Source organism: Rhodococcus sp. BP-332 (assembly GCF_019836065.1).
Classification (GTDB): Bacteria; Actinomycetota; Actinomycetes; order Mycobacteriales; family Mycobacteriaceae; genus Rhodococcoides.
Genome location: NZ_JABUEC010000001.1, coordinates 718,281 through 744,654, shown reverse-complemented (window position 1 = coordinate 744,654; position 26,374 = coordinate 718,281). Strand labels below are relative to the sequence as shown.

Below are 26,374 nucleotides of genomic sequence, written 5' to 3'. Positions count from 1 at the left end.
GGCTTCCGGCGCAGAGTGCCGGTCGTCGTCCCCGTGCCGCATCGAACGGGCACAGGAGCACCGCAGCCATGACCACCACCGACGACACCTCGACACCCGACGCCGGGTACCCCCGCGTCCGCTACGCCTCGGAGTCCGGCAGTCCCGATTTCCCGGCTCTCGAGCAGCAGGTCCTCGCGCACTGGGACGCGGACGGCACATTCCGAGCCAGCGTCGACGCGCGTGCCGACGCGGATGAGTTCGTCTTCTACGACGGGCCGCCCTTCGCCAACGGCCTCCCGCACTACGGCCATCTCCTCACCGGCTACGTGAAGGACCTGATCCCGCGTTTCCAGACCATGCGCGGGCGCAAGGTGGAGCGACGGTTCGGCTGGGACTGTCACGGTCTCCCCGCCGAGCTCGAGGCGGAGAAGCAGCTCGGCATCACCGACAAGAGCCAGATCGACACGATGGGTCTGGCGGAGTTCAACGCGTACTGCAAGCAGTCCGTTCTGCGGTACACCGGCGAGTGGCGCGACTATGTCACGCGCCAGGCGCGGTGGGTCGACTTCGACAACGACTACAAGACGCTCGACCTGGACTTCATGGAGTCGGTCATGTGGGCGTTCAAGGAACTGCACGACAAGGGCCTGGTGTACCAGGGCTTCCGTGTGCTGCCCTACAGCTGGTACGAGCAGACGCCGCTGTCGAACCAGGAGACCAGGCTCGACGACGCCTACAAGATGCGTCAGGACCCAGCGGTCACGGTGCGGATGACGTTGAGCGCGCCCGGCTCCCCGCTCGACGGTGCGGACGCACTGATCTGGACCACCACCCCGTGGACCGTGCCGTCCAACCTGGCGATGGCCGTACGCCCCGACATCGACTACGTGCAGATCGAGGACGGCGCGGGCGGCCGTGTCGTGCTCGCCCGAGATCGGGTGTCGCACTACGCCCGTGAGTTCGGCGACGAGCCCGTGGTGGTGTCCGAACACACCGGTGCCGATCTGATCGGTCTCGCCTACGCGCCGCCGTTCGATTTCTTCCTCGGTCACGAGAACAGTCACCGTGTGCTGTCGGCCGACTACGTGACCACCGACTCCGGTACCGGAATCGTCCACCTCGCACCGGCTTTCGGTGAGGAGGACATGGACGTAGCGACGGCCAACGGTATCGAGGTGGTGCAGCCGCTCGACGCCGGCGGCAAGTTCACCGCGATGGTGCCGCCGTACGAGGGTCTGATGATCTTCGATGCCAACCCGGTGATCATCAAGGACCTCAAGGCGTCGGGAAAGCTGGTGCGGCACGAGACCATCGAGCACTCGTACCCGCACAGCTGGCGTTCGGGTCAGCCGCTGATCTACATGGCGGTGCCGTCGTGGTTCGTCTCCGTCACCAGTTTCCGCGACCGGATGGTCGAGCTGAACCAGGACATCACGTGGGTGCCCGAGCACATCCGCGACGGCCAGTTCGGCAAGTGGCTCGAAGGCGCGCGTGACTGGAACATCAGCCGGAACCGCTACTGGGGCAGCCCCATCCCGGTGTGGGTGTCGGACGACCCCGCGTACCCGCGCACCGACGTGTACGGCAGTCTCGACCAGATCGAGGCGGACTTCGGCGTCCGTCCGACCGACCTGCACCGGCCGTTCATCGACGAGCTGACCCGTCCCAACCCGGACGACCCCACGGGCAGGTCCGTCATGCGTCGAGTCCCCGAGGTACTGGACTGCTGGTTCGAGTCGGGCTCGATGCCGTTCGCCCAGGTGCACTACCCGTTCGAGAACGCCGAGTGGTTCTCCACGCACAACCCGGGCGACTTCATCGTGGAGTACAACGGTCAGACGCGTGGGTGGTTCTACACCCTCCACGTCCTGGCGACGGCGCTGTTCGACCGGCCCGCCTTCCGGACGGTCGCCGCACACGGCATCGTGCTGGGCGAGGACGGGCTCAAGATGAGCAAGTCCAAGGGCAACTACCCGGACGTCAACGAGGTGTTCGACCGCGACGGCTCCGATGCCATGCGGTGGTTCCTCATGTCGTCCCCGATCCTGCGGGGCGGCAACCTGATCGTCACCGAGCAGGGCATCCGCGAGGGTGTGCGGCAGGCACTGCTGCCGATGTGGAACGCGTGGAGTTTCCTGCAGCTGTACGCGTCGAAGCCGGGGACGTGGCGGACCGATTCCACCAACGTGCTCGATCGCTACATCCTGGCCAAGTTGGCCGAGACCACGCGCGTCATCACCGAGGCGTTGGAGGCGGTCGACATCGCGGGGGCGTGCGACGAGTTGCGTCAGTTCTGCGACGCGCTGACCAACTGGTATGTGCGGCGCTCGCGTCAGCGCTTCTGGAACGAGGACGCCGACGCGATCGACACTCTGCACACGGTGCTCGAGGTGCTCACCCGCGTCGCAGCCCCGATGCTCCCGCTCGTCAGCGAGGTCGTCTGGCGGGGACTCACCGGTGGGCGCTCCGTGCATCTCGCGGACTGGCCGGTGGTCGGTACCGAGTTGCCGGCCGATCCCGAGCTGGTCGCGGCGATGGACGAGGTCCGCACCGTCTGCGGCGCGGCACTGTCGCTGCGCAAGGCGAAGAACCTGCGCGTCCGCCTGCCGCTGCAGGAGCTCACCGTCGCCGCCGACGACGCCGAGCGGCTGCGCCCGTTCGCGGACCTCATCGCCGACGAGGTGAACGTCAAGCGTGTCGATCTCACCGAGAACGTCGACGTGCACGGCCGTTTCGAGCTCGTCGTCAACGCCCGCGTGGCCGGTCCGCGTCTGGGCAAGCAGATGCAGGCGGTCATCAAGGCGGTCAAGGCAGGGGAGTGGAGCGAGACCGACGGCGTCGTCACGGCGGCAGGTCTCGAGCTGCTGCCCGAGGAGTTCACCCGGCGCCTGGTCGCGGCGGAACCGGAGTCGACGGCGGCGCTCCCGGGCAATGCCGGGCTGGTCGTGCTCGACTCGGAGGTCACCGAGGAGCTCGAGGCCGAGGGGTGGGCCAAGGATCGCATCCGCGAGTTCCAGGACGCCCGACGCTCCGCGGGTCTGGACGTGTCCGACCGCATCGCGGTGACGGTCGACGTTCCCGCCGAGCGCCGGTCCTGGTTCGACACGCACCGCGATCTCATCGCCGGCGAGATCCTGGCCACCGATCTGCAGGTCGGCGATCCGGGTTCGGCAGCAGTCGATCTCGGCGACGGAGTGCGGGCATCGCTGGTGAAGGCCTGACGGTGTGAGCGGCGGGTCGGCCGAGCGCAGCAGACGCTGGGTGTTGCATCTCGACATGGACGCGTTCTTCGCGTCGGTCGAGCAGCTCACCCGGCCGACGCTGCGGGGCCGACCCGTGCTCGTCGGCGGTGGCGGTGGTCGAGGCGTCGTGGCGGGATGCAGCTACGAGGCACGCGTGTTCGGTGCCCGGTCGGCGATGCCGATGCACCAGGCTCGACGACTCGTCGGATCCGGTGCGGTGGTGGTGCCGCCCCGCGGCAAGGTCTACTCGGCTCTCTCCACCGTCGTCTTCGACACCGTGCGGCGCGTCGTGCCGGTGATCGAACAGCTCTCGCTCGACGAGGCGTTCGGTGAGCCCGCGGAGTTGGCGGGAGCGACCGTCGCCGAGGTGGAGGAGTTCTGCGCCGCGCTGCGTGCGTCAGTCCTGGACGCGTCCGGGCTCGTGGCCTCCATCGGAGCGGGAGCGGGGAAGCAGATCGCGAAGATCGGCTCGGGTCTCGCGAAGCCGGACGGCATCCGGGTGGTCTCTCCGGCGGACCAGGCCGCCCTGCTCGAGACTCTGCCGGTGCGGAAGTTGTGGGGCATCGGGCCGGTGGCCGAGGACAAGCTCCGCCGACTGGGAGTGCACACGGTCGGTGCGTTCGCCGCGATGCCGGAGGCGGAGGCCGCGTCCGTGCTCGGTTCCGCCGTCGGCCCCAGCCTGCACCGTCTCGCACGTGGTCTCGACGATCGACCCGTGGCGGAACGCGCCGAGTCGAAACAGGTCAGTGCCGAGACCACCTTCGCCACCGACATCGTCGACATGGCCGGGTTGCGATCCGCCATCGTCGCCAGCGCGGAGGCCGCCCACACCCGATTGACGAAGGACGGGCGGGCGGCCCGCACCGTCGTCCTCAAGCTCCGCAAGTCCGACATGAGCATCGTGACCCGTTCGGCCACACTGCCGTACGCGACGGTCGATCTGGCGACGATCGTGGCCACCGCGCAGCGGCAGGCTCTCGATCCGCGCGAGCTCGGCAGTATCCGACTCGTGGGCGTGGGCCTCGCCGGGCTGTCGACGGTCCGGCAGGAGTCGCTGTTCCCCGAACTCGACCAGGAGGGCCTCGACGTCGACTCCTCGGTCACCGCGGCCGAGCCCGCGCCGGTCGTCACGAGCGACGTCCTGCTCTGGCGGCCGGGGCTCGACGTCCGACACGACGAGTACGGCCACGGGTGGGTGCAGGGCGCAGGGCACGACGTGGTGACCGTGCGGTTCGAGACGCGGAGCACGGGCCCCGGGGTGGCGCGGACCTTCTCCGGAGACGACGAGCACCTCGCGGTGGCGGATCCGATGGACAGTCTGGCCTGAGGCTCACCGATCGAGTCCTGTGACCCATCCGCGGGGCGCGCACCGCCGAATACGCGTGACTGCGGCGTCTGTCGCCGCACCCGTACGACGAGGAGTGCCCGTGCCCGGCACCGAGTTCACGCTGCGAGCCTCGCTCCCATGGTGAGCGATCAGCGGCACCCGCTCGCGGGTCTGCGCGGAGCCGAGTGGGTCGCCGTCTGTGCAGATCTCCTGCACGCGGACGGAGCGACCGCGGTACTCACCTCCGCGCACGCCCCGGACAGCAGGCGCGTGCTGTACCCGACCGCCCACGATGCCGTGCAACTGGCGGATCTGCAGTACCTCCTGGGCGAGGGACCCCACGCGGAGACGATGGCGGACGGTCGGATGCACAGTGTGTCGGTCGACTCGGCGGCGGATTGCGCGCGATGGCCCCTGCTGGTCGACTGTCTCATCGAGTCTGGGGTGCGATGGGTCCGGACCGTCGCGCTCGGAACAGCCAGCCGGGTCGGCACCCTGCAGTGCCACGGACGCGGTCCTCTCGGCACACCCGACGAGAGGACCGTCGCGGCGGTGGGCAGACTCGCCGATGTGCTGGGCGACGAACTGGTCACCTCCGGCCTGGCAGGCGTACCGGCGGATCCGGGCGGTGAGTGCGACCTGATCGACGAGGCCATCGGTGTCCTGGCCGGTCGTCACCGGATCGACGCGCCCGCGGCGTCGGCCGTGCTGCGGGCGGCGGCGTTCGCGGCGGATCGCACGGTGGCTCTCCAGGCCCGAGCCGTTCTCGGTGTCTGAGCGGTGTGTCGGCAGCATCTGTCGACGCCCGGGACGACACGAGGAGGTTTCGGCGTCCGAACTGCTCGTCGTGACGGTCTTCCGGCGCTCGTTCCTTCCGTGTCTTCGGCGTTTCCGGTGACATGCGGGAAATGCGTTCGTGCAATTGTGATGTGTGCGAACAAGTACTGTCACCCGACATTTCCGTCCGTTACTGTGACCGAGTCCACTGACCTTCGGGGAAAGGCTCGTCATGAATGTCAGACTTCTCGCTCGGGTGTGTGCAGCGGCGTCTGTCGCCGCTGCGGCCCTGGTCGTTCCCAGCGCTGTGGCCACCGCGGCGCCGTGTACGGACGTCGACGTCTCGTTCGCACGCGGGACCGGTGAACTGCCCGGACTCGGCATCACCGGTGGACCTTTCACCAGCAGTGTCACCTCCACGCTCGCCGGACGGTCCGTCAGCACCTACGCCGTGAACTACGCTGCCGACTTCTCGCAGGCCAGCGCCGGGCCCGGCTCGCGTGACCTGGTCGCGCACATCACCTCCGTCGCAGCAGCATGTCCTGCAACGCAATTCATCATCGGTGGGTACTCACAGGGTGCCACTGTGGTCACCAATGCCGTGGGTCTGCGTACCCCGAGCAGTCTCACCGGTTCCGTGCTGCCCGCCGGCGTCGCCGACAGGGTCAAGGCCGTCGTCGTGTTCGGCAACCCGTTCGGTCTGACCGGGAGGACCATCGAGTCGGCGAGCGGAACCTACGGCCCGCGCGCCCGCAGTTTCTGCAACTTCGGAGACCCGGTGTGCCAGATCGGCGGATTCAATTCCTTTGCGCATCTCACCTACGCGAGCAATGGCAGCGCGGGTCAGGGTGCGACATTCGCAGCCTCCCGAATCAGCTGAATCGCTCATTGTTCGACTGATCGGAGCTCGGTGGACCGAATGTGCGCGGTGCATGCAGGTTCGGCGTCGAACCCGGCATCCTCCACCCGGCCAGGGGTTCGCCCCGTGCGCAGCGCGCGGTGTTCTGCGCAGGATGCAGAGTGCGCGCTACCCCGTGCGGTGCGCGCGTCGGCCACCGCCGGCCGACGCCGCCCACCCTGTGACCCCTCTCGAGGGCGCGACGAGCTTTACCGTTTCCTCAGAACTGGTCGGTAAGGTCTGGCCCGACGCTCGATACCGAGTCAACTCACGAGATGTAAGGACGTACACGTGAAGCTTCCCCGTACCGGACGCGCACTGGTGGCAGGCATGGCAGTCGCCGCCGCCCTGACGATGACGGCGTGCAGCAGCGGCGAGGACGGCGGCACCACCGACGCCACCACGTCGGCAGCCACCACCTCCAGCGCAGTTGCCGAGGCACCGTCCGATCTCCCCCCGGTTCCCACCGCCGAGGAGCTGAACACGCGCCTGCAGGAGAGCCTCGATCCCAACGTGCCGCTCGAGCAGAAGGTCCAGTACGTGCAGGGCGCGGAAGCCGATCCGGAGCTCATCAACAAGGTCGCCGAGGCCGCTCGCGTGAACAACGCGAAGATTCAGGTCCTCGACGTGACCGATCTGGGCGACGGCACGCTCAGCTCCAACGCCACCATCGATCTCGGTGGCCAGGTCAACCCGCTCCAGGTCGCCTACGTGGCCGAGGACGGGGAGTGGAAGCTGTCGAAGGACAACGCTTGCGCGATCGTGTCGCTGGCGCAGCTGACCTCGCCTGCCTGCACCGCCTGACACCGCTGTACCGACCACACGACGCCGGCATCACCTTCGGGTGGTGCCGGCGTCGTCGTGTCTCAGCGCAGCCGGTCGGCGGCGGTGCGCGCGAGCGTCCGCACCAGGTCGGGGTCGACGGGCTCGGTCCCGGTGGCCACCAGTTGGCTCAGGGTGGATCCGGAGACGGTGAGGATCGCGTCCGTCGTCAGGGACACGCCGTCGCTGCTCACCGCGAGTCGCACCGCCACGGAGGCGTCGCCGATCGGGGCGACGTCGGTGAGCAGGGTCGAGGAGCCGACGCGGTAGTCCACCCGCACACCGTCGGCGTCCGTGCCGCTGAAGGTCGCGCATCGTGTGAGCGAGTCCTGCACGGCCGCGAACGCGGTGAGGGCGCCGGGACCGTCGTAGCTCGCGGCGTCCTGGTCGATCGACGAGAAGTCGGGTCCGCCGTAGGAGACGGATGCGGCGCTGATGACGCCGGGCACCTGGGTGGCGATGGGCGCCAGCACCGCGGCGCACTCGGTGGGGTCGGTGCTCGACCGGTCCTCGGCCGTCGCGCCCGGAGCGCTGGGGTCGAGCGGAGGCAGGTCGTAGCCGGTGTAGCCGGGTGGGAGGTCGGCGATGCTCAGGAGCCGACCGGCGAGCAGAGCGTTGTCGGTGATCGGGCCGGTGCCGGTGGCCGACGGCGGAGGGACCGGAGTGAAGGCGGGGAGCCCGACGGTGGGCGCCTCGGGCGTGGCCTCGCTCGGTGTGTCGCCGACGTCCCGATCGGTGCCGCATCCGACGAGCACCACCGCGAGCGCTGCCGTGACCGCGCCCAGTCGTCTCAACTCCACGTCACCGTGTTGCTGGTGGTCTGCTTCAGCGTCGTCTGGCTGTTGGCGTCCCGGTAGACCTGGTCGCCGCCGACGGCGACCGTGCCGCCCAGGGGAAGCGGCTTGGACGGATCGATCCGCAACTGCCCCTGGCCGGTCATCACGAACGACTCGATGTTCAGGGTGCCCTGCTCGTCGGGCAGCTGCCAGATCGGTTCCTCCGGCGACTGGGTCACGGCGACGTCGACCGTCGCGACGCCGTCGTCGAACGAGGTGAGTGTCGCCGTCGTCGTCTGCAGCAGCGAGATCCCGCTGACGACCTCCTGGGTGACGGTCCATCTCGCGCCGACGCCGATGGGCTCTGCCGGGAACGGGACGGCGCGGTACACCGCCTGGGACAGCGCCTGCTCGACGGCTGATCGAGCGATGTCCCGGGCGTCCGGCGACGGATCGATGGTGAGTGCGGTGACGGCACCCGACGGCGTGGTCGCGAAGCCTGCGGACGATCCCGCGGTGGGCCCGAGGCTCGCCTGCAGGGTGGCGTCCGACGTGGTGGCCGCACCGAGTGTCATGTCGACCTGGAGTCCGTCGGACCCGGCCGCCGAGCGTGAGGTCGCCGTCATCGGCAGCGTCAGCGGCGGGGTCGAGAAGTCCTGCGACTCGGCAGCGTCGATCTGCTGGCTGATGGTCGACTCGGCCACGAGGGTCGCGGTCTGCTCTGCTTCCGACGGGGTCGCGGTGACGACGGTCCGCGGCTCGGCTCCGGCATCGACCAGCGTGGTGGTGACGGCGGAGACCGGGAGAGTGACCGCGGACGTGCTGGGGGTCAGCTCCTCGGTCGCGGGTACGTCGGTGTCGGTCCCGCACGCCCCGAGCGAGAGGACGACGGTGACCGCTGCCGCGGCGACGAGGGTGGTGGAGCGTCGGCGGGGTCGTGTCGAGAGCAGTGTCACGCGCCCGAGGTTAGCGTCGGATCCTGAGCGGCCGGTGAGCGGTGAGGGCAGGTAGTGGACAATGGTGGGGTGACCGACGTGGAGAATCCGGACCGACCCCTGGCCCGACGTACCCGACGGCTGTTCGCTGTCGCGGCGGTCGTGCTCGCCCTGGACCTGCTCACGAAGATCGTCGCGGTCGCCGTCATCGAGCCCGGTCGACCGATCGAGATCATCGGTGACACCGTCACCCTCCGCATGGTGCGCAACGCGGGCGCGGCGTTCTCGATGGCCACGGGCATGACCTGGCTGTTGACGCTGGTGGCCGTCGCCGTCGTGGTGGGTGTGATCCGCATCGGACGCACTCTTCGCTCCGGCTGGTGGGCCGTGGGCCTCGGCCTGGTGCTGGGCGGCGCGCTCGGCAATCTGATCGACCGATTCTTCCGCTCGCCCGGCCCGCTGCAGGGTCACGTCGTGGACTTCGTGTCCATCGGCTGGTGGCCGGTCTTCAACGTCGCCGATTCCTCCATCGTCTGCGGGGCCGTCCTGCTGGTGATCATCACGCTGTTCGGGATCGAGCCGGACGGGACTCGCCGTGCCGACGACAAGGGTGACGACCCCGCGGTGACCGAGAGCGCAGCGGCGACGGAGTCGGAGAAGAAGGCGTGAGGGAGACACGGTCGATGCCCGTTCCGGACGGGCTCGACGGCATGCGCGTGGATGCGGGACTGGCTCGGCTGCTGGGGTTGTCGCGGACCGTCGTCGCGACCCTCGCCGAGGAGGGCGCCGTCCAGGTCGACGGTTCCACTGTGGCGAAGTCCGACCGTCTCGGCGGCGGCACGTGGCTCGAGGTGGAACTGCCTGAGCCCGCGCGTCCGTTGACCATCGAGGCACAGCCGGTGCCGGGCATGGAGATCCTGTACTCGGACGACCACATCGTCGTCGTGGACAAGCCGGTCGGAGTGGCCGCGCACGCGAGCGTGGGCTGGACGGGACCGACGGTGATCGGTGGTCTCGCGGCCGCTGGATTCCGCATCTCGACGTCCGGGGTCCACGAGCGTCAGGGCATCGTGCACCGTCTCGACGTCGGGACGTCCGGCGTGATGGTGGTGGCCACGTCGGAGCATGCGTACACCGTGCTCAAGCGCGCGTTCAAGGAGCGCACCATCGACAAGCGCTATCACGCTCTGGTGCAGGGACATCCGGACCCGAGCAGCGGAACCGTCGATGCGCCCATCGGACGACACCGCAGCAACGACTGGAAGTTCGCCGTCACGGCCGACGGCAAGCCCAGCATCACCCACTACGACACGGTCGAGGCGTTCCAGGCCGCGAGCCTGCTGGACGTGCACCTCGAGACCGGGCGCACTCACCAGATCCGGGTGCACTTCTCGGCGCTGCGGCATCCGTGCTGCGGTGATCTGACCTACGGTGCCGATCCGCGCCTGGCCGAACGGCTCGGCCTCGAACGCCAGTGGCTGCACGCCCGCGCACTCGGGTTCACTCATCCCGGTGACGGCCACTACGTGGAGTTCTCGAGCCCGTACCCGGCGGATCTGCAGCACGCACTGGACGTGTTGAGAGCGGGCTGAGACGCGTGCGCGCCGTGTCCGCGGCGTCGGTCGTCGCGTTGATCGTCGCGGTGCTCGTGCTCGGTGTCCTCGACCCGGTCCGTGGTTCGTCGGTTCGCACCGATGCCCTCGGTCCCGACAACGACGAGACCGCCGCGCAGTACGTGGCCCGGGTGGACCCGCCCTCCGGCGACGGAGATCGGTGGGCGCTGGTGTCCTTCACCCGGTCGATGCGTGCCGACGAGATCGCGCCCACCGTCGACGGAATCAGGGTCTCGGTCGTCTATGCGCACGTGCCGATCGACCGCGTGCAGACCCCGCTCGTGGTGGTCCCGGTGCCGGACACCGACTCCGTGCTCGCGTCGTCCGTCCGTCTCGCCGCCGGCCTCGTTCCGCCCGGACGCGACCAGCGCGGGAACGCGATCGCGACGGTGGTGCGCGCACGCCTGCAGGCCGACTGTGACTGCGCCGCAGGAGTTCTGGTACGTGCGAGTGTTCCGGAACTCGCCGCGCTCGCGGGCCTGGACGGCATCCGCGCGGTCGAGGCATTGCCGGGGGACGCGGTCTACGGCCGGTTCGCGGTGGCACCGCTGTATCCCGAACGCGACGGCGACGCGGTGCAGCCCGACGACGGCCCGGTTCCCGCCTCCTGACCTCAGGACCCGAGCAGGCCGAAGCCGAGCACCGCCGAGTCGTCCGCCCAGTCCAGATCGTGAATGCGGATCCCGCCCATCTCGTTGCCGCCGACGGTCGTGACCGTGTCCCCGTCCACCGCGACCACGATGTTCGTGTGCTGCCCGACGAGCAGATCCCCGACGGGCCCACCCGACTCGTACAGGACGACGTCGCCGACCGCGGGAGAGTGGTCGCCGACCGGCGCGAAACGGCCCTGTTCCTGGTAGTACTCCGTCAACGTGTAGACACCGGGAATGCGCCACCCACCCGAGTGCGGATTGGTGAACGGCTGTCCGGCCTGGCGCATCACGTGACTGACGAAGTCGGCGCACCAGGCCTCGTCGACGCCCTCGGAGTAGAACGTGGCGGGACGGGGATCGCGGTATTCACGCTCCACCACCTCGAGCACACGCTGCTGCGCCGGGGACAGGGACGCGTCGGCCGCGGGGAAGTCGGCGGTGTCCCACGGGTACCACCGCTCGGGCGCGGTCCACAGCACCGCCGCGACGGTGACCACCGCGAGGGCGACGACGCCGGCGACGGTACGGCGGAGGCGGGTGGTGGGCATGCCTCGACGCTACCGAGCCGGGCCTCCGTGGTCAGGATCGCGGCGCCGATCTTCACGGAACCCTCACATGATGGACTGGGGACATGAGACGTGTGGGGCGCCGACATCTGATCCGTGCCGTCGGCGGGTCCGCCGCCGCGGTGCTCGTCGTCGTGCTCGGATCGGCGGCGTGGGTCGCCGCCTCGTCCCACGGTCGGCTGTACACGGCGGACACCGCGCCGCGCGCTCCCGTCGCCATCGTGCTGGGCGCTCGGGTCCAGGAGGGCGAACCGTCGTCGTTTCTCGCCGGTCGGCTCGACGCGGCACTCGATCTGGTGCGTCGCGGTACCGTGCGCGCACTTCTGTTGTCGGGCAACGCCGCCGGCACATCGGGTGACGAGGTGGAGGTGATGACGCGCTACCTGGTGCGCCGCGGCGTCGATCCCGACCGCATCGTGGCCGACCCGTACGGTCTGACGACCCGCGACACGTGTCGACGCGCCGTGACGACGTACGGAGTGTCGACGGCCCTGATCGTCAGTCAGGACACCCATGCCGCACGTGCGGTGACCCTGTGCCGAGCTGCGGGGATCGATGCCGGCGGTGTCGTCGCTCCCTGTGACTGCTCCCGGCGCTCGCTGCTGCGGCAGTTCGTACGCGAGATGCTCGCGCGTCCCAAGGCCGTGCTGGACGTGCTCCGCGGCTCCGCGCCCGCGGTGCAGTCGCCACCGACCGACGCGGTGCGCCGCGCCGTCGAGATCGGCTGACCCGAGTCACTCGGATCACCTCGAGCCCAACCCTGTTCGCACCGTCGCACCGCGAGCAGTCCGGAGACCCGAGCGCGAGTGTTCCTGTCGCGATGCTTGCGGCGACAGCTCCGGCGCATCGAGCTCAGTCCGTTCGTCTCGCGGACGACGTCGTTGCGCGGCTTCGTGTTCGACGTGGCGACCGGTGCGCTACGTGAGGTTCAGCCGGCCTGATCGAGCGTGTCGGTCAGCCTGCGCTGCCGCGGCGGGCCTTCTCCAGCGCGGCCAGTGTCGACATGACGGTGGCGCGCTGACGTTGCAGGTCGCTGAGCCGGGCACGCGCGGGCAGACCCGACGACGCCTCGGCGTCGGCGATGCCGGTCTCGATGGCGGTGAGCTGCTCGAGCAGACCGGTCACGCGATCGGCGAGCACGGCGACGTCCACCGTGCTGACGGCACCCGACGGAGCGGAGGACGACGAGCGGGACGGGGTGGTGCGGACGGCGGCGGACGCACCGGCGCGGGCCGAGGCCTTCCGGACGTCGGCGGCCGCGGGACGCTTCGGCAGGCGGACCCGGTCGAGAGCGGCACGCGCACTGCGAGCCGCGGTGCGGTGCTCGAGCTCCTCGTCGTCGTCGGACGTCACCGCGCCGCCCAGGGGACGCAGGCCGTACATGCCGATGAAGCGACGCGCCGCGTCGATCGTGTTCTCGTGTTCACGGCACTCACCGCACCGGGGCTCGTCCCGGTAGATCTCGATGTCGGTCCGGCTGCCGCACCACACGCAGCCGCCGGGACTCCACCGCCGGGTGACGGGGGTGTCGTCCGCAGCGGTGTCGTGGGGTGAGGTGGTGGTCATCGTGGAGGAGGCGCCGGAGCCGAGATTTCGATCGTCGATCACGTCGAATCAGCGTAGTGCACGGCACGAGGCCCGAGGAGCGGGAGCGGCTGTCGCCTCGTGCTTTTCGCGTCGTCGGTGACCAACGTCATGACACACCCGGCTCCGCTCGGTCGTGTCATCGGCGTGTCGCGTCAGCAGACTCGTCGGTCTTCCCCCGGGGCTCCCGACCGTCCATACTCGGCAGTCGTGAGCACACTCGAAGTCACGACCGTCGCCGACGGCGTGCACGTCGCGTTCGGGCCGGACGTCAACTGGACACTGGTGGTCGACGGCGAGGACGTGACGTTGGTCGACTCGGGATATCCGCGGTACGTCGGTGCGGTCGTCGAATCGCTCCGTCGTGTCGGTCGGCGTCCGGAGGACGTGCGGGCGATCCTGCTGACACACGCGCACATCGACCACATCGGCGGCGCCGGCCACTTCGCCTCGACCTACGGCACGCCGGTGCTCACCTCGGACACCGAGGCGCGGCATGCCCGACGTGAGTATCTCGAACAGGCATCGCCGCTCGACGTGGCGCGTAACGTCTGGCGGCGCGGTGCGCTCGCATGGACGGTGCGCATCGCTCGCGCGGGCGGAACCGAATCGGGCGCCGTCGCCGACGCCGAGGGGTTCGACTCGGTCGTCGGATCCGTGCCGGGTGGGCCGCTGGACCTGCCGGGCGGGCCGGTGCCGCTCGACAGTTCGGGTCACACGTCCGGTCACACCGGGTATCACGTGCCGGGTGCGGGGGCCGTTCTGTCCGGTGACGCTCTGGTCACCGGACACGCTCTGAGCGTTCGGACCGGACCGCAGATGCTGCCGCCCCTGTTCGCGCACGACCGGCCGCGGGAGTTCGACGCGCTCGACGCCTTCGTCGGCCTGGACGCCGACGTCCTGATTCCCGGACACGGGGGAGTGCATCGCGGGTCCGTCGACGACGCGGTGCGGCGGGTCAGGTCCGCACGCGCCTGAGTCGACTCCGGGTCAGCGGGGTCGCCGAATGCGGATGGGACCCTTCGCCGTCGACGGGTCGACCACGTTCCCGCCCTGCGTGATCTCCGCCTCGCCCGCGGCGACGAGACGGCGGGCGGCGCGGCGTACGGGTTCCATCAGGGGGCGCCAGTCGTCCGGCGCCACGGCGCGAGCCACGTCGGAGGGACAGATCGACGAATCGCGCGAGCGACTGTCGAGCAGCCGCCGGATCGCGTCCTCGAGACCGTCGTCGGCTCCCGCGGAGCCGGTGCGTCGGCACGCGTCGCTGCAGTACTTCACCGAGTCCCAGTCGCGTTCCCACTTCTTGCGCCACTCGATCCGTCGACCGCAGACGGCGCAGTTCTTGTCAGCCCGAGCCTCGGCCTCGCCGCTCGGCGCCTTCTTCCTGTGTGCCACCTCGTCGATTGTGCACCGGTCGGGGATAGCGTGAGCGCGTGCGCAGTCTCACGTCCTCTCTCGGCTCCCGGCGCGGTGGAGCTCCCCGGTCGTCCTCCAGCGTCGGCATGGCCAGCGGTGTCGGTGCGTACGGACTGTGGGGACTGTTCCCGGCCTTCTTCGGCGTGCTGTCCTTCGCCGGACCCGTCGAGGTCCTCGCGCACCGCATCGTGTGGACGTTGGTGCTCATGCTCGTCGTCCTGGCGGTGTTGGGACGACTGTCCGCGCTGCGCGGTCTCCCGGCGCGCACGTGGGGTGTGGTGGCGTTGTCGTCGGCGTTCATCTCGATCAACTGGGGCGTCTACATCTTCGCGGTCTCGCAGGACCGTGTGGTCGAGGCAGCCCTCGGATACTTCATCAATCCGCTCGTCAGTGTCCTGCTCGGCGTCGTGGTGTTCCGGGAGCGGTTGGGCCGTGCGCAGATCGCGGCCCTCGCGCTGGCCTTCGTCGCGGTGGTCGTGCTCACCGCCGACTACGGACGGCCTCCCGTCATCGCTCTCACCCTGGCCTTCTCGTTCGCGCTGTACGGCGTCATGAAGAAGGTGGTCCGGCTCGAACCCACCACGTCGCTGACCGCGGAGGGGCTCGTGGGGGCGCCGATCGCGATCGGTTACCTGGTGGTGCTGGGCGTCACCGGGGGAGCGAGCGCCCTCTCGCTCGGGGTGCCGCACGCCCTGCTGCTCGTCCTCGCCGGGCCCGTCACCGCACTGCCGCTGCTGCTGTTCGGGGTCGCCGCGCAGAAGCTGCCGTTGGTCACCCTCGGTCTGCTGCAGTACCTGACACCGGGCCTGCAGCTCGCGTGGGGAGTGCTGGTGCTGAACGAGGACATGCCCGCGTCGCGGTGGATCGGTTTCGCACTCATCTGGTGCGCGCTGGCGATCTTCACGGTCGACTCCGTGCGGCGTCTGCGGGCGCATCGCGTGGCGTCGGTGCCGGTCGAGGCGGCGTCCGCGGACGCCCCGCGCTAGTCCTCATCCGTCACAGTCGTCACACGCCGCGTGTGCGGAGAATGTTGTCGGCCCGACGACCTAGAGTGGCTCCCGTGTCGGACTTCGTTCATCTCCACAATCACACCGAGTACTCCATGCTGGACGGGGCGGCGAAGATCGCGCCGATGTTCGCGGAGGCCCAGCGCCTGGGGATGAGCGCGGTCGGGATGACCGACCACGGCAACATGTACGGGGCCAGTGAGTTCTACAACGAGGCCAAGAAGGCCGGGGTCAAGCCCATCATCGGGATCGAGGCCTACATCGCCCCAGAGTCCCGTTTCAACAAGAAGCGCGTGCTGTGGGGAGACCGCAGCCAGAAGTCGGACGACGTCTCGGGCAGCGGCGCGTACACGCACATGACGATGGTGGCGGAGAACGCGACGGGTCTGCGCAACCTGTTCAAGCTGTCGTCCCTCGCGTCCACCGAGGGGCAGCTGGGCAAGTGGGCGCGCATGGACGAGGAGATCATCGCCAACCACGCCGAGGGCATCATCGCCACCACCGGCTGCCCGTCCGGCGAGATCCAGACCCGGCTTCGTCTGGGCCACGAGCGTGAGGCGCTCGAGGCGGCGGCCAAGTGGCAGGAGATCTGGGGCCCCGACAACTTCTTCCTCGAATTGATGGACCACGGTCTGTCGATCGAGCGGAGGGTGCGAGAAGGACTGCTGAGCATCGGGGAGCAGCTCGGCATCCCCCCGCTCGCGACCAACGACTGCCACTACGTCACCAAGGACGCGTCGGTCAATCACGAAGCGCTGCTGTGCATCCAGACCGGTAAGACGCTGAGCGATCCCACCCGGTTCAAGTTCGACGGCGACGGCTACTACCTCAAGTCCGCGGAGGAGATGCGTGCCCTCTGGGACGACGAGGTGCCCGGCGCGTGCGACTCCACGTTGCTCATCGCCGAACGCGTCCAGTCCTACGACGAGGTGTGGGAGCACCGCGACCGGATGCCGGTGTTCCCGGTGCCGGAGGGCTACACGCAGGGCACCTGGCTCCGCAAGGAGGTCATGGACGGCCTGCACCGCCGCTTCCCCGACGGTCCGACGGAGGAGTACCTCTCCCGTGCGGACTACGAGATCAGCGTCATCCTCGAGATGGGCTTCCCCGCCTACTTCCTCGTCGTCGGTGACCTCATCAACCACGCCAAGGAGGTCGGCATCCGCGTCGGCCCCGGTCGAGGTTCGGCGGCCGGGTCGCTCGTCGCCTACGCGATGGGGATCACCAACATCGACCCGCTCCCGCACGGTCTGCTGTTCGAGCGGTTCCTCAATCCCGAGCGCGTCTCCATGCCCGACATCGACATCGACTTCGACGATCGCCGACGCGGCGAGATGGTGCGCTACGCCACCGAGAAGTGGGGCAGTGATCGTGTCGCGCAGGTGATCACGTTCGGCACCATCAAGACGAAGGCCGCCATCAAGGACTCGGCCCGCGTGCAGTTCGGGCAGCCGGGCTTCGCCATCGCCGACCAGATCACCAAGGCACTGCCCCCGCCCGTGATGGCGAAGGACATCTCGGTCGCGGGTATCACCGATCCGACGCACGAGCGGTACAAGGAGGCCACCGAGGTCCGCTCGCTGATCGACTCGAACCCCGACGTCGCGAAGATCTACCAGACGGCCAAGGGTCTCGAGGGGCTGATCCGCAACGCCGGCGTCCACGCCTGCGCGGTCATCATGTCCTCGGAGCCGCTGACCGACGCCATCCCGGTGTGGAAGCGTCCGCAGGACGGCGCCATCATCACCGGCTGGGACTACCCGTCCTGCGAGGCCATCGGCCTGCTGAAGATGGACTTCCTGGGGCTGCGCAACCTCACGGTCATCGGTGACGCCATCGACAACATCAAGGCCAATCGCGGCATCGACATCGATCTCGACGCCCTGCCTCTCGATGATCCGGCGACGTTCGAACTGCTCTCGCGCGGAGACACTCTCGGCGTGTTCCAGCTCGACGGCAGCGCGATGCGGGACCTGCTGCGCAAGATGCAGCCCACCGGATTCGAGGACATCGTCGCCGTCCTGGCGCTCTACCGGCCCGGTCCGATGGGCATGAACTCGCACAACGACTACGCCGATCGCAAGAACGGTCGTCAAGAGGTCAAGCCGATTCACGCGGAACTCGAGGAACCGCTGAAGGTCATCCTCGGCGAGACGTACGGCCTGGTGGTCTATCAGGAGCAGATCATGCAGCTGGCGCAGAAGGTCGCCGGCTACTCGCTCGGCCAGGCCGACCTGCTGCGGCGCGCCATGGGAAAGAAGAAGCTGTCCGAGCTGGAGAAGGCGTACGCCGGATTCCGCCAGGGCATGCTGGACAACGATTTCTCCGAGGCCGCCATCAAGGCGCTCTGGGACACCGTGCTCCCGTTCGCCGGCTACGCGTTCAACAAGTCGCACTCGGCGGGGTACGGGCTGGTGTCCTACTGGACGGCGTATCTCAAGGCCAACTACCCGGCCGAGTACATGGCCGGACTGCTCACCAGTGTCGGCGACGACAAGGACAAGGCGGCGATCTATCTCGCCGACTGCAGACGGCTCGGCATCACCGTGCTGCCGCCGGACGTCAACGAGTCCGAGCTCAACTTCGCCTCGGTGGGCGAGGACATCCGCTTCGGTATGGGCGCGGTGCGCAACGTGGGCGCCAACGTCGTGGCGTCCATCATCTCGGCGCGCAAGGAGAAGGGGAAGTTCACCGACTTCTCCGACTACCTGGCCAAGATCGATGCGACTGCCTGCAACAAGAAGGTCACCGAGTCTCTCGTCAAGGCCGGTGGTTTCGATTCGCTGGACCATCCACGCAAGGGGTTGATGCTGATCCACGCCGACGCGATCGACTCGGTGCTGGGCACCAAGAAGGCGGAGGCCATCGGCCAGTTCGACCTGTTCGGCGGCGTCGACGCCGACGAGTCCATCACCTCCGTCTTCAACGTGAAGATCCCGCCCGAGGAGTGGGACAGCAAGCACCGTCTCGCTTTGGAGCGGGAGATGTTGGGGCTGTACGTGTCCGGGCATCCGCTGAACGGAGTCGAGCACGTGCTCGCGGCTCAGTCGGACACCGCCATTCCCACGATCCTCGAGGGCAGTCTGAAGGACGGCACGCAGGTCACGGTGGGCGGCATTCTGGCCTCGGTCAACCGACGGGTGAACAAGAACGGTCTGACCTGGGCGTCCGCCCAGCTCGAGGATCTCACCGGCGGTATCGAGGTGCTGTTCTTCCCGCAGGCGTACTCCGTGTTCGGTGCGGACGTCGCCGAGGACGCCGTGGTGCTGGTGAAGGCCAGGGTGTCGGCTCGGGACGATCGGATCTCGCTCATCGCGAACGACATCGCGGTTCCCGATCTGTCGTCCGTCGGTGTCGCCAAGCCCGTCGCCGTCAGCTTGCCGACGCGTCAGTGCACCGCGGACAAGGTCGGGGCGCTCAAGCGGGTGCTGGCCAGCCATCCCGGTACCACCGACGTGCACCTGCGCCTCATCAGTGGCGACCGGGTCACCATGCTCAAGGTGGACGAGAAGCTGCGCGTCACACCGTCGTCGGCGCTGATGGGCGATCTCAAGGCGCTGCTCGGACCCGGCTGCCTCACCGTCTGACGCTGCCTCACCGTCTGACGACGGCCGACCGCTCGACGGCTGCCGCGAGGTAGGCATCGGGCTCGACGCCGAACGGGTTGTCCCGCAAGCCCTCCGCGATGACGTCGCGGTAGCGGTCGGCCGGCACTCCGCGTTCTCGCACGTGGCTCGACGTCAGAGTCATCGCCGGGACGCCGTCGATGTCGTCCAGGCGCAGCGCCGCGTCGTACTTGCCGCGGTGCGGCTCGGGCGACACCTCGACCGGCAGCAGCGCCCACGCTCCCGGCCGTGTCGGTAGGGACGCGCGGACGTCGAGTGTCTGCTCCGTCTGCGCGTTCTCCACCGTCGATATGTGGTCGAGGGCGGCCCAGTCGAGCAGGTAGGCGCGGGCGATGCTGTCGGAGTCGGGGGAGGGTGTGAGCGAGAGGAACGCGGACGCTCCGGTCCACCGGGCCGAGACGCCGGCGAAGTACACCGCATGCGGCACGGTGATCCACCGGTGTTCGCGAGGAAGCGAGAGTGTCCGCGGGGCGGCGTGCGCACCGAATCTGCTGTCGGCCGCGGAGCCGCCCAGGTAGGCGTCGAGGCGTGCGGGCAGGGTGTTCGAGCCGTAGCCGACGTACCAGACGAGTTCGTGACCGTTCACAGGAACGGACGGTACCGTCGGATCGTCACGTCGAACTCGACCGAGAGGAACGATCCCATGATCACGAACTTCATCAACGCCGTGCTCGAACTCGTCGGTGGCATCGCCGCCGGAAGCAGCGGTCTCTACCTGGCCCCCGGTGTCCTGCCGTTCGGTTCCTGATCCGCGACCGGACCACGCGAACGCCGGCGGGGCGCCCACGTGGAGTGGGCGCCCCGCCGGCGTCTGTCCGTGATCAGTGTCGGGTGCGGAACCGCTCGGTCGCGCCGAGGGCCCACCACAGCGTCACGCCGACAGCGGCGGAGGTGAGGACTGCCGTCTGCATGCTGACGGTCAGTGCTAGAGCGGCGAAGAGGATGACGGCGACCATGATGCTCTCGAGCTTGTAGAGCGGCCAGTCGGTGCCGGCCACGTCCACGGTACGAACGCTCGTCGAGTGCCGCGGGCGTGTGAACTGCAGGTCGACCGTGGTCATACTCGCCTCCCGAACCATTCGTGTTCCGTGTGCCGTGCGTTGGTCCCCAGACTACACGTACATGGAAGTTAGGGCGACCGAAACCTCCTGATCACCCTGCGGATGGTTGCCGGAGACCGCCGAGGTGTGTGTACTGGGATCATGCCGCTGCACGGAGAGTACGAGCCGAGTCCGTCCACCTGGGCCGCCGATCAGGCCGACCTGTACGAGAGCTCGGGAGGGACCGAGGGCACCGAGATGCGGGGGATGCCCGTCATCCTCCTCACGACCATCGGGAACAAGACGGGCAAGCTCCGTCGGACCCCTCTGATGCGCGTGGAGCACGACGGTGCGTACGCCGCCGTCGCGTCGCTCGGCGGCGCGCCGAAGCACCCCGTCTGGTACTTCAACGTGCTCGCGAACCCCCACGTCGAACTGCGGGACAAGACCGAGAAGTGGGACATGGTCGCGCGCGAGGTCCACGGCGAGGAGAAGGCGCAGTGGTGGGAGCGTGCGGTCGCGGCCTACCCCGACTACGCGGACTACCAGAAGAAGACCGACCGCGAGATCCCTGTCTTCGTGCTCGAGCGGGCCTGAGCGCTGATTCGTCACCCCCGCCGGCGGCCGCTCCGCAGGTGAGGGTGGGTCGGTGGTCGTCGCACCACCGTGGCAGCATGTCCGTGTGACCGAGACGACGAGCCGTACCGACGCCGCTGCGCCGACCGCAGACGACATCGATGCCGCGGCCGTCCGGCTGCGGGACGTGGCCACCCGCACCCCGCTCGAGTTCTGCGAGCGGTTGTCCGAGCAGACGGGTGCGCGGATCCACCTCAAGCGCGAGGATCTCCAGCGCGTGCGCTCGTACAAGTTGCGCGGCGCGTACAACCTCATGCTGCAACTCGACGACGACGAGCGCGCGGTCGGTGTCGTGGCGGCGAGCGCCGGCAATCACGCGCAGGGTGTCGCGTTCGCGTGCCGGGCGCTCGGCATCCGCGGTCGCATCTACGTGCCGACCAACACCCCGAAGCAGAAGCGCGATCGCATCGCCTTCCACGGCGGCGACATGGTGCAGGTCATCAGCGTCGGCTCCACCTTCGATGCGGCCGCGGCGGCCGCCCTCGCCGACGTCCGCACCACCGGGGCCACCATCGTGCCGCCGTTCGACGACCCGAGAACCGTGGCGGGACAGGGAACCATCGCCGCGGAGATCCTCGAGCAGCTCGGTGCCGCTCCGGACGTCGTCGTGGTCGCGGTGGGCGGTGGTGGGTGTATGACGGGCATGTCGGCCTACCTCGCCGAGCGGTCGCCGAACACCTCCGTCGTCGGTGCGGAGCCCACCGGCGCCGCATCCATGGCGGCGGCGCTCATGGCAGGCGGCCCCGTCACACTCGACGAGATCGACCCGTTCGTCGACGGCGCCGCCGTGCGCCGGATCGGCGATCTCCCGTACCGGGTCGTGTCGTCGCTCGGCGCGACCGTCGCCTCGCATGCCTCGGTGACGGTCGGTGCGGGCCACGACGGACGCGGGTCGGTGGTGGTCACGCAGGTGGACGAGGGTGCCATCTGCACCGCGATGCTGGATCTGTACCAGAGTGAGGGCATCATCGCGGAACCCGCCGGAGCGCTGTCGGTGGCCGCGCTGTCGCAGATCGACATCCCGGCCGGCTCGTCCGTCGTGTGCCTGATCTCGGGCGGTAACAACGACGTCTCGCGCTATGGGGAGATTCTCGAACGGTCGCTCGTGCACAAGGGGCTCAAGCACTACTTCCTCGTCGACTTCCCGCAGGAGCCGGGCGCACTGCGCACGTTCCTCGACGTCGTTCTCGGTCCGGAGGACGACGTGACGCTGTTCGAGTACGTCAAGCGCAACAACCGCGAGACGGGTGCCGCGCTGGTGGGTATCGAGCTCGGCTCGGCCGCGGGCCTGTCGTCCCTCCTCGAGCGGATGGAGACGTCGCCGATGCACGTCGAACATCTCGAGCCCGGGTCTCCCGCATACCGCTACCTGACCTGAGTCATCCGGCCGACCCCTGACCGCTCGGGTCGACACTGCTCGAACCGCCACCGAGGAGCCGTTCGACCACGTCACGGTGCAGGTCGGGCGGCGTGTGGGGGAGGCCGAGCAGCGCGGCGAGGTAGATGCCGTCGCCCACCAGCCGCACGATCTCGGCCTGCACCGGATCGGTCACCTCGCGCTGCAGCGCGCGGTCCCACATGCCCATGACGTCGATGACGGCCTGCTGCACCTCGCCGGGTCTGCCGTCGATGCTGCGCAGCGCGGCGAGAGTGGAGCGGTAGAGCGCCACCTCCTCGGCGGACGAGGCGTCCGGTGGCTGGAGATACCACTGCGCCAGCGAGGTGCCGGCGGCCTCCGCCTCGACGCGTTGGACGTCGGATCGTTCACCGAGGCGACGCACCAGCGCGGCCATCATCGCGTCCTTGCTGGGGAAGTGGTACAGCAGACCGCCTTTCGAGACGCCGGCCCGAGAGGCCACCGCCTCGAGGGTGGCCTTGTCCGCGCCGTCGTCGAGGAGCAGCGTCTCGAGGGCGTCCAGGATGCGGTCGCGTGTGTCGGCTGCCATGACACGCACTGTACCGGCCGGACGGTTGTTGCTACGCTGTCGGTGTCCGTCGACTGTACCGTCCGGACGGTAAACGAAAGAGGTGCCTCGTGTCCGTGTCCCCGGCAGCGTCCGTGCAGCCGAATCCCGACGATCTCGTACCGGCCGGCGCCACCCGCCGCGACTGGCTCGGTCTGGTGGTGCTGGCCGGTGCCGTGATGCTCATCGCCGTCGACGGCACCGTCCTCGACATCGCGCTGCCGTTCCTCAGCGCGGATCTCCGCCCGAGCAGCACCGAGCTGCTGTGGATCATCGACGTCTACTCGTTCGTCCTCGCCGGCCTGCTGGTCACCATGGGCACCGTCGGCGACCGCATCGGACGACGGCGGTTGCTCCTGATCGGCGCGGTCGGTTTCGGGCTGTCCTCGGTGCTCGCCGCCTTCGCGGTCGACCCCGCGATGATGATCGCGGCCCGTGTGCTGCAGGGCATCTCGGGTGCCACGTTGATGCCCGCCACCCTGGGCCTGATCCGCACGATGTTCCAGGTGCGGCGTGAACGCACGCTCGCGATCGGTGTCTGGGGTGCCATGGCCGGCGGGGGCGCGGCGGCGGGTCCTCTGGTGGGCGGGTGGCTTCTCGAGCACTTCTGGTGGGGCTCGGTCTTCCTGATCAACGTGCCGATCATGATCGCGCTGGTCGTCGTGGGTCCGTTCACCATCCCGGAGTCCAAGGATCCGGAACCGGGCCGATTCGACGTACCCAGCGCCGCGCTGTCGATCCTGGCCATCGTTCCCGTCGTCTACGCGATCAAGGAGACCGTCGCTCACGGGCCGCACCCGTCGATGATTCCGGTTGCGCTGGTCGGTCTGGCCGCTGGCACCGTCTTCGTCCGCCGGCAGGGCCGACTCGTCGCTCCGATGATCGACCTGACGCTGTTCGCGCAGCGTCGCTTCTCGACGGCCGTCGCGACGAACCTGCTGTCCGTCTTCGCGCTGGCGGGAGTCCTGTTCTTCGGCTCGCAGTACCTGCAGTCGGTTCTCGGCACGTCCCCTCTGGAGGCCGGTCTGATCATGCTGCCGGGAACGGCGACGAGCATCGTCGCGTCGCTCGCCGCCGCACATCTCGTACGCCGCTGGGAGGCGGGCACCGTTCTCGCCGTGGGACTCGGGGTCTCCGCGGCGGGGGCACTGCTCCTGACACGTCTCGGTCAGACCGACGGCATCGCCGTGTTCATGGCGTCGTTCGTCCTGGTCGGTGTCGGCGCGGGCCTCGCGCTGACGCTGACGTCGGATCTGGTGGTCGCCTCGGTTCCCGCGCCGCGCGCCGGCGCAGCGTCCGCAATCTCCGAGACGGCGTACGAACTCGGGATCGCCCTCGGCGTCGCGTTGCTCGGTTCGGTGGTGATGGCCGTGTTCCGTGGCGGTATCGACACGTCGGCGCTCGACCCGGACACCGCGTCGGGTGCCCGCGAGACCATCGGCGAGGCGGTCTCGCTCGCGCGGACGCTACCGGCGGAACTCGGTGACGCTCTGACCAGTTCGGCCGGCGCCGCCTTCGTCGACGGGATGCACGTCGCGGCGGTGGCCACCGCGATCGTGCTCGCCGCCAACGCTCTCCTCGTGGCTCTGGCTCTGCGTGGCTCGGACGCCGGCGACGCGCGGGCCGAGCCGGAAAGTCACTCCAGCGATACTCACTCCAGCACGACGAAGGAGTGACCCGGAACGGTCGTCGCCGACGCGGTCGCGTTCGGCGTCGGCTCGTCCCACCACAGCAGCGGTGAGCCGCCCACCGGCACGGTCACCGGCGAGTCGGTGAGGTTGCACGCGATGCTCAGACCACGGCCCGAGGTGGGGTGCGCCCGGTGGATCACGATCCATCGGGCGTCCTCGTCGTAGTCGACGTGCACGCCGGTCAACCACGGGTTCGTGATCTCGGTGCGCTGGGCGCGCAACGCCAGAAGTGCTCGGTAGCAGTCGAGTACGCGGGCGTGATCACCCTCGGTGACCTCGTCCCAGTTCAGCTTCGAGTTCTCGAACGTCGCGGGATCCTGCGGGTCGGGGATGTCCTCGCTGTCCCACCCGTGGGACGCGAACTCGGCCTTGCGGCCCTTCGCGGTGGCCTCACCCAGCTCGGGTTCGGGATGGGAGGTGAAGAACTGGAACGGGGTGGAGGCGTCGAACTCCTCACCCATGAAGAGCATCGGGGTGAAGGGGGACAACAGGATCAGCGCCGCCTTGACCGCCAGCTGCCCCGGCGTGAGTGAGAAGCCGGGACGATCGCCGATTGCGCGGTTGCCCACCTGATCGTGCGTCGTGGTGTACGCGACGAGCGAGCTCGCCGGGAGCACCCGTCGGTCCAGGGGTCGACCGTGCACGCGGCCACGGAAGGTCGAATACGTCCCGGCGTGAAAGAAGCCCTGCGTGATGGTGGTCGCGAGGCACTGCATCGAGCCGAAGTCACCGAAGTAGCCCTGACGTTCGCCGGACACCGCTGCGTGCACGGCATGGTGGACGTCGTCGTCCCACTGGGCAGTGAGGCCGTACCCGCCGCCCGCTCGGGGAGTGATGAGCGTCGGGTCGTTGAGGTCACTCTCCGCGACCAGGCTCAGGGGTCGACCGACGTGCGCCGACAGGGCCTCGGTCTCCACGGCGAGCTGCTCGAGGATGTGGGTGGCCGTGGTGTCGGCCAGGGCGTGCACCGCATCGAGACGGAGCGCGTCCACGTGGAACTGCTCGAACCACCGCAGTGCGTTGTCGATGATGTAGCGCCGCACCGTGTCCGACTCCGCGCCGGCCACGTTGACCGTCTGTCCCCAGGAGTTCGCACCCTCGGACATGTACGGGCCGAACTTCTCGAGGTAGTTGCCCGACGGACCCAGGTGGTTGTAGACCACGTCGAGCGTGACGGCCAGCCCCCGGGCGTGGCAGGCGTCGACGAACCGCTGGAAACCTTCCGGACCGCCGTAGCCCTCGTGGACGCTGTACCACAGGACGCCATCGTAGCCCCAGTTGTGTGTCCCGTTGAAACCGTTGACGGGCATGACCTCCACGAAGGTCACGCCGAGGTCGACGAGGTGATCGAGTCGGTCGATCGCCGCGTCGAACGTCCCCTCCGCGGTGAAGGTGCCGATGTGCAGTTCGTACAGCACGCCGCCCGCCAGCGGGCGACCCGTCCACGCGTCGTCGGTCCACGCGAAGGTGTCCGCGGAGTACAGCGCCGAGGCCTCGTGCACGCCGTCCGGCTGCCGCGGCGAGCGCGGATCCGGGATCACCGCATCGTCGTCGTCCAGGACGAAGCCGTACCGGGCGCCGTCGGCGGCGGGCATCTCGGCGCTCCACCACCCGTCCTTCTCGGTCATCGGGTGCAGGTCGCCGTCGAGGTGCAGTCGGACCCGCTCGGGTGTGGGTGCCCAGACCGCGAACGTCCGGGGTCCAGTGGTGCGGGAAGCGGCGCGAACCGGAGTGCTCATGGACGCATCCTTACCCAGTAGCCGGGCCACCGACACCGGACCGGCGGGGGAGTTGCACCACACCCGGGTCGTCGGGTTCT

Annotated in this window: 24 protein-coding genes and 2 pseudogenes; 16 read left to right on the top strand and 10 right to left on the bottom strand. The window is 69.0% G+C overall.

Going from position 1 to position 26,374, the window contains the following annotated elements:
- Positions 1–68: 68 nt before the first annotated feature.
- From ileS to HQ314_RS03440, 5 genes are all read left to right on the top strand, one after another.
- Positions 69–3,203 (top strand): isoleucine--tRNA ligase, encoded by a 3,135-nt coding sequence (gene ileS, locus HQ314_RS03460; RefSeq protein WP_222649269.1) that lies wholly within the window; start codon positions 69–71, stop codon positions 3,201–3,203.
- A 55-nt stretch (positions 3,204–3,258) separates the two neighbouring features.
- Positions 3,259–4,551: a DNA polymerase IV gene (locus HQ314_RS03455; protein ID WP_373428381.1), complete on the top strand. Its 1,293-nt coding sequence runs from the start codon at positions 3,259–3,261 to the stop codon at positions 4,549–4,551.
- A 138-nt stretch (positions 4,552–4,689) separates the two neighbouring features.
- Entirely contained in the window at positions 4,690–5,328 is a 639-nt protein-coding gene (locus HQ314_RS03450) for a hypothetical protein (protein ID WP_222649268.1), read from the top strand.
- 232 nt (positions 5,329–5,560) lie between these two features.
- Positions 5,561–6,208 (top strand): cutinase family protein, encoded by a 648-nt coding sequence (locus HQ314_RS03445; RefSeq protein WP_056445560.1) that lies wholly within the window; start codon positions 5,561–5,563, stop codon positions 6,206–6,208.
- 309 nt (positions 6,209–6,517) lie between these two features.
- Positions 6,518–7,030, top strand: a complete 513-nt coding sequence (locus tag HQ314_RS03440; RefSeq protein ID WP_027505863.1) for a hypothetical protein — start codon at positions 6,518–6,520, stop codon at positions 7,028–7,030.
- Between the two features lie 62 nt (positions 7,031–7,092).
- On the opposite strand, the gene HQ314_RS03435 is transcribed toward HQ314_RS03440, so the two are convergent.
- Together HQ314_RS03435 and HQ314_RS03430 are read right to left on the bottom strand one after the other, a co-directional pair.
- Positions 7,093–7,848 (bottom strand): hypothetical protein, encoded by a 756-nt coding sequence (locus HQ314_RS03435; RefSeq protein ID WP_222649267.1) that lies wholly within the window; start codon positions 7,846–7,848, stop codon positions 7,093–7,095.
- Positions 7,839–8,780 carry a hypothetical protein gene (locus HQ314_RS03430; protein WP_027505864.1) on the bottom strand — a complete coding sequence of 314 codons (942 nt, stop codon included), beginning with the start codon at positions 8,778–8,780 and terminating at the stop codon, positions 7,839–7,841. Before HQ314_RS03430 ends, HQ314_RS03435 begins: the two co-directional genes overlap by 10 nt.
- Positions 8,781–8,849: 69 nt before the next feature.
- Here HQ314_RS03430 and lspA point away from each other — a divergent pair, with 69 nt between their 5' ends.
- Genes lspA through HQ314_RS03415 form a run of 3 tightly spaced genes read left to right on the top strand, consistent with a single transcriptional unit; the run spans position 8,850 to position 10,983 of the window.
- The gene (gene lspA, locus HQ314_RS03425; protein WP_231476321.1) at positions 8,850–9,428 is read left to right on the top strand and encodes a signal peptidase II; all 579 of its coding nucleotides are present in this window, start codon (positions 8,850–8,852) and stop codon (positions 9,426–9,428) included.
- Complete coding sequence (locus HQ314_RS03420; protein WP_222649266.1) at positions 9,425–10,351, top strand: RluA family pseudouridine synthase; 927 nt, start codon at positions 9,425–9,427, stop codon at positions 10,349–10,351. The genes lspA and HQ314_RS03420 overlap by 4 nt, the downstream gene beginning before the upstream one ends.
- A 5-nt stretch (positions 10,352–10,356) precedes the next feature.
- Entirely contained in the window at positions 10,357–10,983 is a 627-nt protein-coding gene (locus tag HQ314_RS03415; protein ID WP_051613372.1) for a hypothetical protein, read from the top strand.
- 2 nt (positions 10,984–10,985) lie between these two features.
- Here HQ314_RS03415 and HQ314_RS03410 read toward each other — a convergent pair whose 3' ends face one another.
- Positions 10,986–11,573 carry a CHAP domain-containing protein gene (locus tag HQ314_RS03410; RefSeq protein ID WP_222649265.1) on the bottom strand — a complete coding sequence of 196 codons (588 nt, stop codon included), beginning with the start codon at positions 11,571–11,573 and terminating at the stop codon, positions 10,986–10,988.
- Between the two features lie 92 nt (positions 11,574–11,665).
- Between HQ314_RS03410 and HQ314_RS03405 the strand changes: the two genes are divergently transcribed.
- Positions 11,666–12,319 (top strand): vancomycin high temperature exclusion protein, encoded by a 654-nt coding sequence (locus HQ314_RS03405; protein ID WP_374197817.1) that lies wholly within the window; start codon positions 11,666–11,668, stop codon positions 12,317–12,319.
- A gap of 96 nt (positions 12,320–12,415) precedes the next feature.
- Positions 12,416–12,532 (top strand): annotated as a pseudogene (locus tag HQ314_RS21165) (carbonic anhydrase); the annotation flags it as partial.
- A gap of 13 nt (positions 12,533–12,545) precedes the next feature.
- Here the strand turns inward: HQ314_RS21165 and HQ314_RS03400 are convergent.
- Positions 12,546–13,199, bottom strand: coding sequence for a hypothetical protein (locus HQ314_RS03400; protein ID WP_307092468.1), 654 nt, complete (start codon positions 13,197–13,199; stop codon positions 12,546–12,548).
- Between the two features lie 186 nt (positions 13,200–13,385).
- On the opposite strand from HQ314_RS03400, the gene HQ314_RS03395 reads away from it, so the two are divergent.
- The gene (locus HQ314_RS03395; RefSeq protein ID WP_308119210.1) at positions 13,386–14,153 is read left to right on the top strand and encodes an MBL fold metallo-hydrolase; all 768 of its coding nucleotides are present in this window, start codon (positions 13,386–13,388) and stop codon (positions 14,151–14,153) included.
- 12 nt (positions 14,154–14,165) lie between these two features.
- Here HQ314_RS03395 and HQ314_RS21160 read toward each other — a convergent pair whose 3' ends face one another.
- Complete coding sequence (locus HQ314_RS21160; RefSeq protein ID WP_285186082.1) at positions 14,166–14,453, bottom strand: DUF3253 domain-containing protein; 288 nt, start codon at positions 14,451–14,453, stop codon at positions 14,166–14,168.
- Positions 14,436–14,570 (bottom strand): annotated as a pseudogene (locus HQ314_RS21615) (DUF2256 domain-containing protein); the annotation flags it as partial. The gene HQ314_RS21160 and the pseudogene HQ314_RS21615, both read right to left, overlap by 18 nt.
- Before the next feature lie 107 nt (positions 14,571–14,677).
- On the opposite strand from HQ314_RS21615, the gene rarD reads away from it, so the two are divergent.
- Together rarD and dnaE are read left to right on the top strand one after the other, a co-directional pair.
- Positions 14,678–15,577 (top strand): EamA family transporter RarD, encoded by a 900-nt coding sequence (rarD, locus tag HQ314_RS03385; protein ID WP_222649521.1) that lies wholly within the window; start codon positions 14,678–14,680, stop codon positions 15,575–15,577.
- A 41-nt stretch (positions 15,578–15,618) separates the two neighbouring features.
- Positions 15,619–19,185: a DNA polymerase III subunit alpha gene (gene dnaE / locus HQ314_RS03380; protein WP_051613374.1), complete on the top strand. Its 3,567-nt coding sequence runs from the start codon at positions 15,619–15,621 to the stop codon at positions 19,183–19,185.
- Positions 19,186–19,192: 7 nt separating this feature from the next.
- Here the strand turns inward: dnaE and HQ314_RS03375 are convergent, their stop codons facing one another.
- Positions 19,193–19,810: a hypothetical protein gene (locus HQ314_RS03375; protein WP_222649261.1), complete on the bottom strand. Its 618-nt coding sequence runs from the start codon at positions 19,808–19,810 to the stop codon at positions 19,193–19,195.
- 235 nt (positions 19,811–20,045) lie between these two features.
- Complete coding sequence (locus HQ314_RS03370) at positions 20,046–20,285, bottom strand: hypothetical protein (RefSeq protein ID WP_027505874.1); 240 nt, start codon at positions 20,283–20,285, stop codon at positions 20,046–20,048.
- A 141-nt stretch (positions 20,286–20,426) separates the two neighbouring features.
- On the opposite strand from HQ314_RS03370, the gene HQ314_RS03365 reads away from it, so the two are divergent.
- Positions 20,427–20,861, top strand: a complete 435-nt coding sequence (locus tag HQ314_RS03365) for a nitroreductase family deazaflavin-dependent oxidoreductase (protein ID WP_027505875.1) — start codon at positions 20,427–20,429, stop codon at positions 20,859–20,861.
- Between the two features lie 85 nt (positions 20,862–20,946).
- Positions 20,947–22,278, top strand: coding sequence for a threonine ammonia-lyase IlvA (gene ilvA / locus HQ314_RS03360; RefSeq protein WP_027505876.1), 1,332 nt, complete (start codon positions 20,947–20,949; stop codon positions 22,276–22,278).
- A 1-nt stretch (position 22,279) separates the two neighbouring features.
- On the opposite strand, the gene HQ314_RS03355 is transcribed toward ilvA, so the two are convergent.
- Positions 22,280–22,846, bottom strand: a complete 567-nt coding sequence (locus tag HQ314_RS03355; protein ID WP_056446231.1) for a TetR/AcrR family transcriptional regulator — start codon at positions 22,844–22,846, stop codon at positions 22,280–22,282.
- An 89-nt stretch (positions 22,847–22,935) separates the two neighbouring features.
- Between HQ314_RS03355 and HQ314_RS03350 the strand changes: the two genes are divergently transcribed.
- Entirely contained in the window at positions 22,936–24,540 is a 1,605-nt protein-coding gene (locus HQ314_RS03350) for an MFS transporter (RefSeq protein WP_308119208.1), read from the top strand.
- On the opposite strand, the gene treZ is transcribed toward HQ314_RS03350, so the two are convergent.
- Positions 24,516–26,294: a malto-oligosyltrehalose trehalohydrolase gene (gene treZ / locus HQ314_RS03345; RefSeq protein ID WP_222649260.1), complete on the bottom strand. Its 1,779-nt coding sequence runs from the start codon at positions 26,292–26,294 to the stop codon at positions 24,516–24,518. The genes HQ314_RS03350 and treZ overlap by 25 nt on opposite strands.
- Positions 26,295–26,374: the final 80 nt, after the last annotated feature.

What these genes read in the sequence shown, in the direction of transcription:
- ileS (WP_222649269.1), top strand. Translation starts at nt 69, where the DNA reads ATGACCACCACCGACGACACCTCGACACCCGACGCCGGGTACCCCCGC.
- HQ314_RS03455 (WP_373428381.1), top strand. Translation starts at nt 3,259, where the DNA reads ATGGACGCGTTCTTCGCGTCGGTCGAGCAGCTCACCCGGCCGACGCTG.
- HQ314_RS03450 (WP_222649268.1), top strand. Translation starts at nt 4,690, where the DNA reads ATGGTGAGCGATCAGCGGCACCCGCTCGCGGGTCTGCGCGGAGCCGAG.
- HQ314_RS03445 (WP_056445560.1), top strand. Translation starts at nt 5,561, where the DNA reads ATGAATGTCAGACTTCTCGCTCGGGTGTGTGCAGCGGCGTCTGTCGCC.
- HQ314_RS03410 (WP_222649265.1), bottom strand. Translation starts at nt 11,573, where the DNA reads ATGCCCACCACCCGCCTCCGCCGTACCGTCGCCGGCGTCGTCGCCCTC.
- rarD (WP_222649521.1), top strand. Translation starts at nt 14,678, where the DNA reads ATGGCCAGCGGTGTCGGTGCGTACGGACTGTGGGGACTGTTCCCGGCC.
- dnaE (WP_051613374.1), top strand. Translation starts at nt 15,619, where the DNA reads ATGTTGTCGGCCCGACGACCTAGAGTGGCTCCCGTGTCGGACTTCGTT.
- HQ314_RS03370 (WP_027505874.1), bottom strand. Translation starts at nt 20,285, where the DNA reads ATGACCACGGTCGACCTGCAGTTCACACGCCCGCGGCACTCGACGAGC.
- HQ314_RS03365 (WP_027505875.1), top strand. Translation starts at nt 20,427, where the DNA reads ATGCCGCTGCACGGAGAGTACGAGCCGAGTCCGTCCACCTGGGCCGCC.
- HQ314_RS03355 (WP_056446231.1), bottom strand. Translation starts at nt 22,846, where the DNA reads ATGGCAGCCGACACACGCGACCGCATCCTGGACGCCCTCGAGACGCTG.
- treZ (WP_222649260.1), bottom strand. Translation starts at nt 26,294, where the DNA reads ATGAGCACTCCGGTTCGCGCCGCTTCCCGCACCACTGGACCCCGGACG.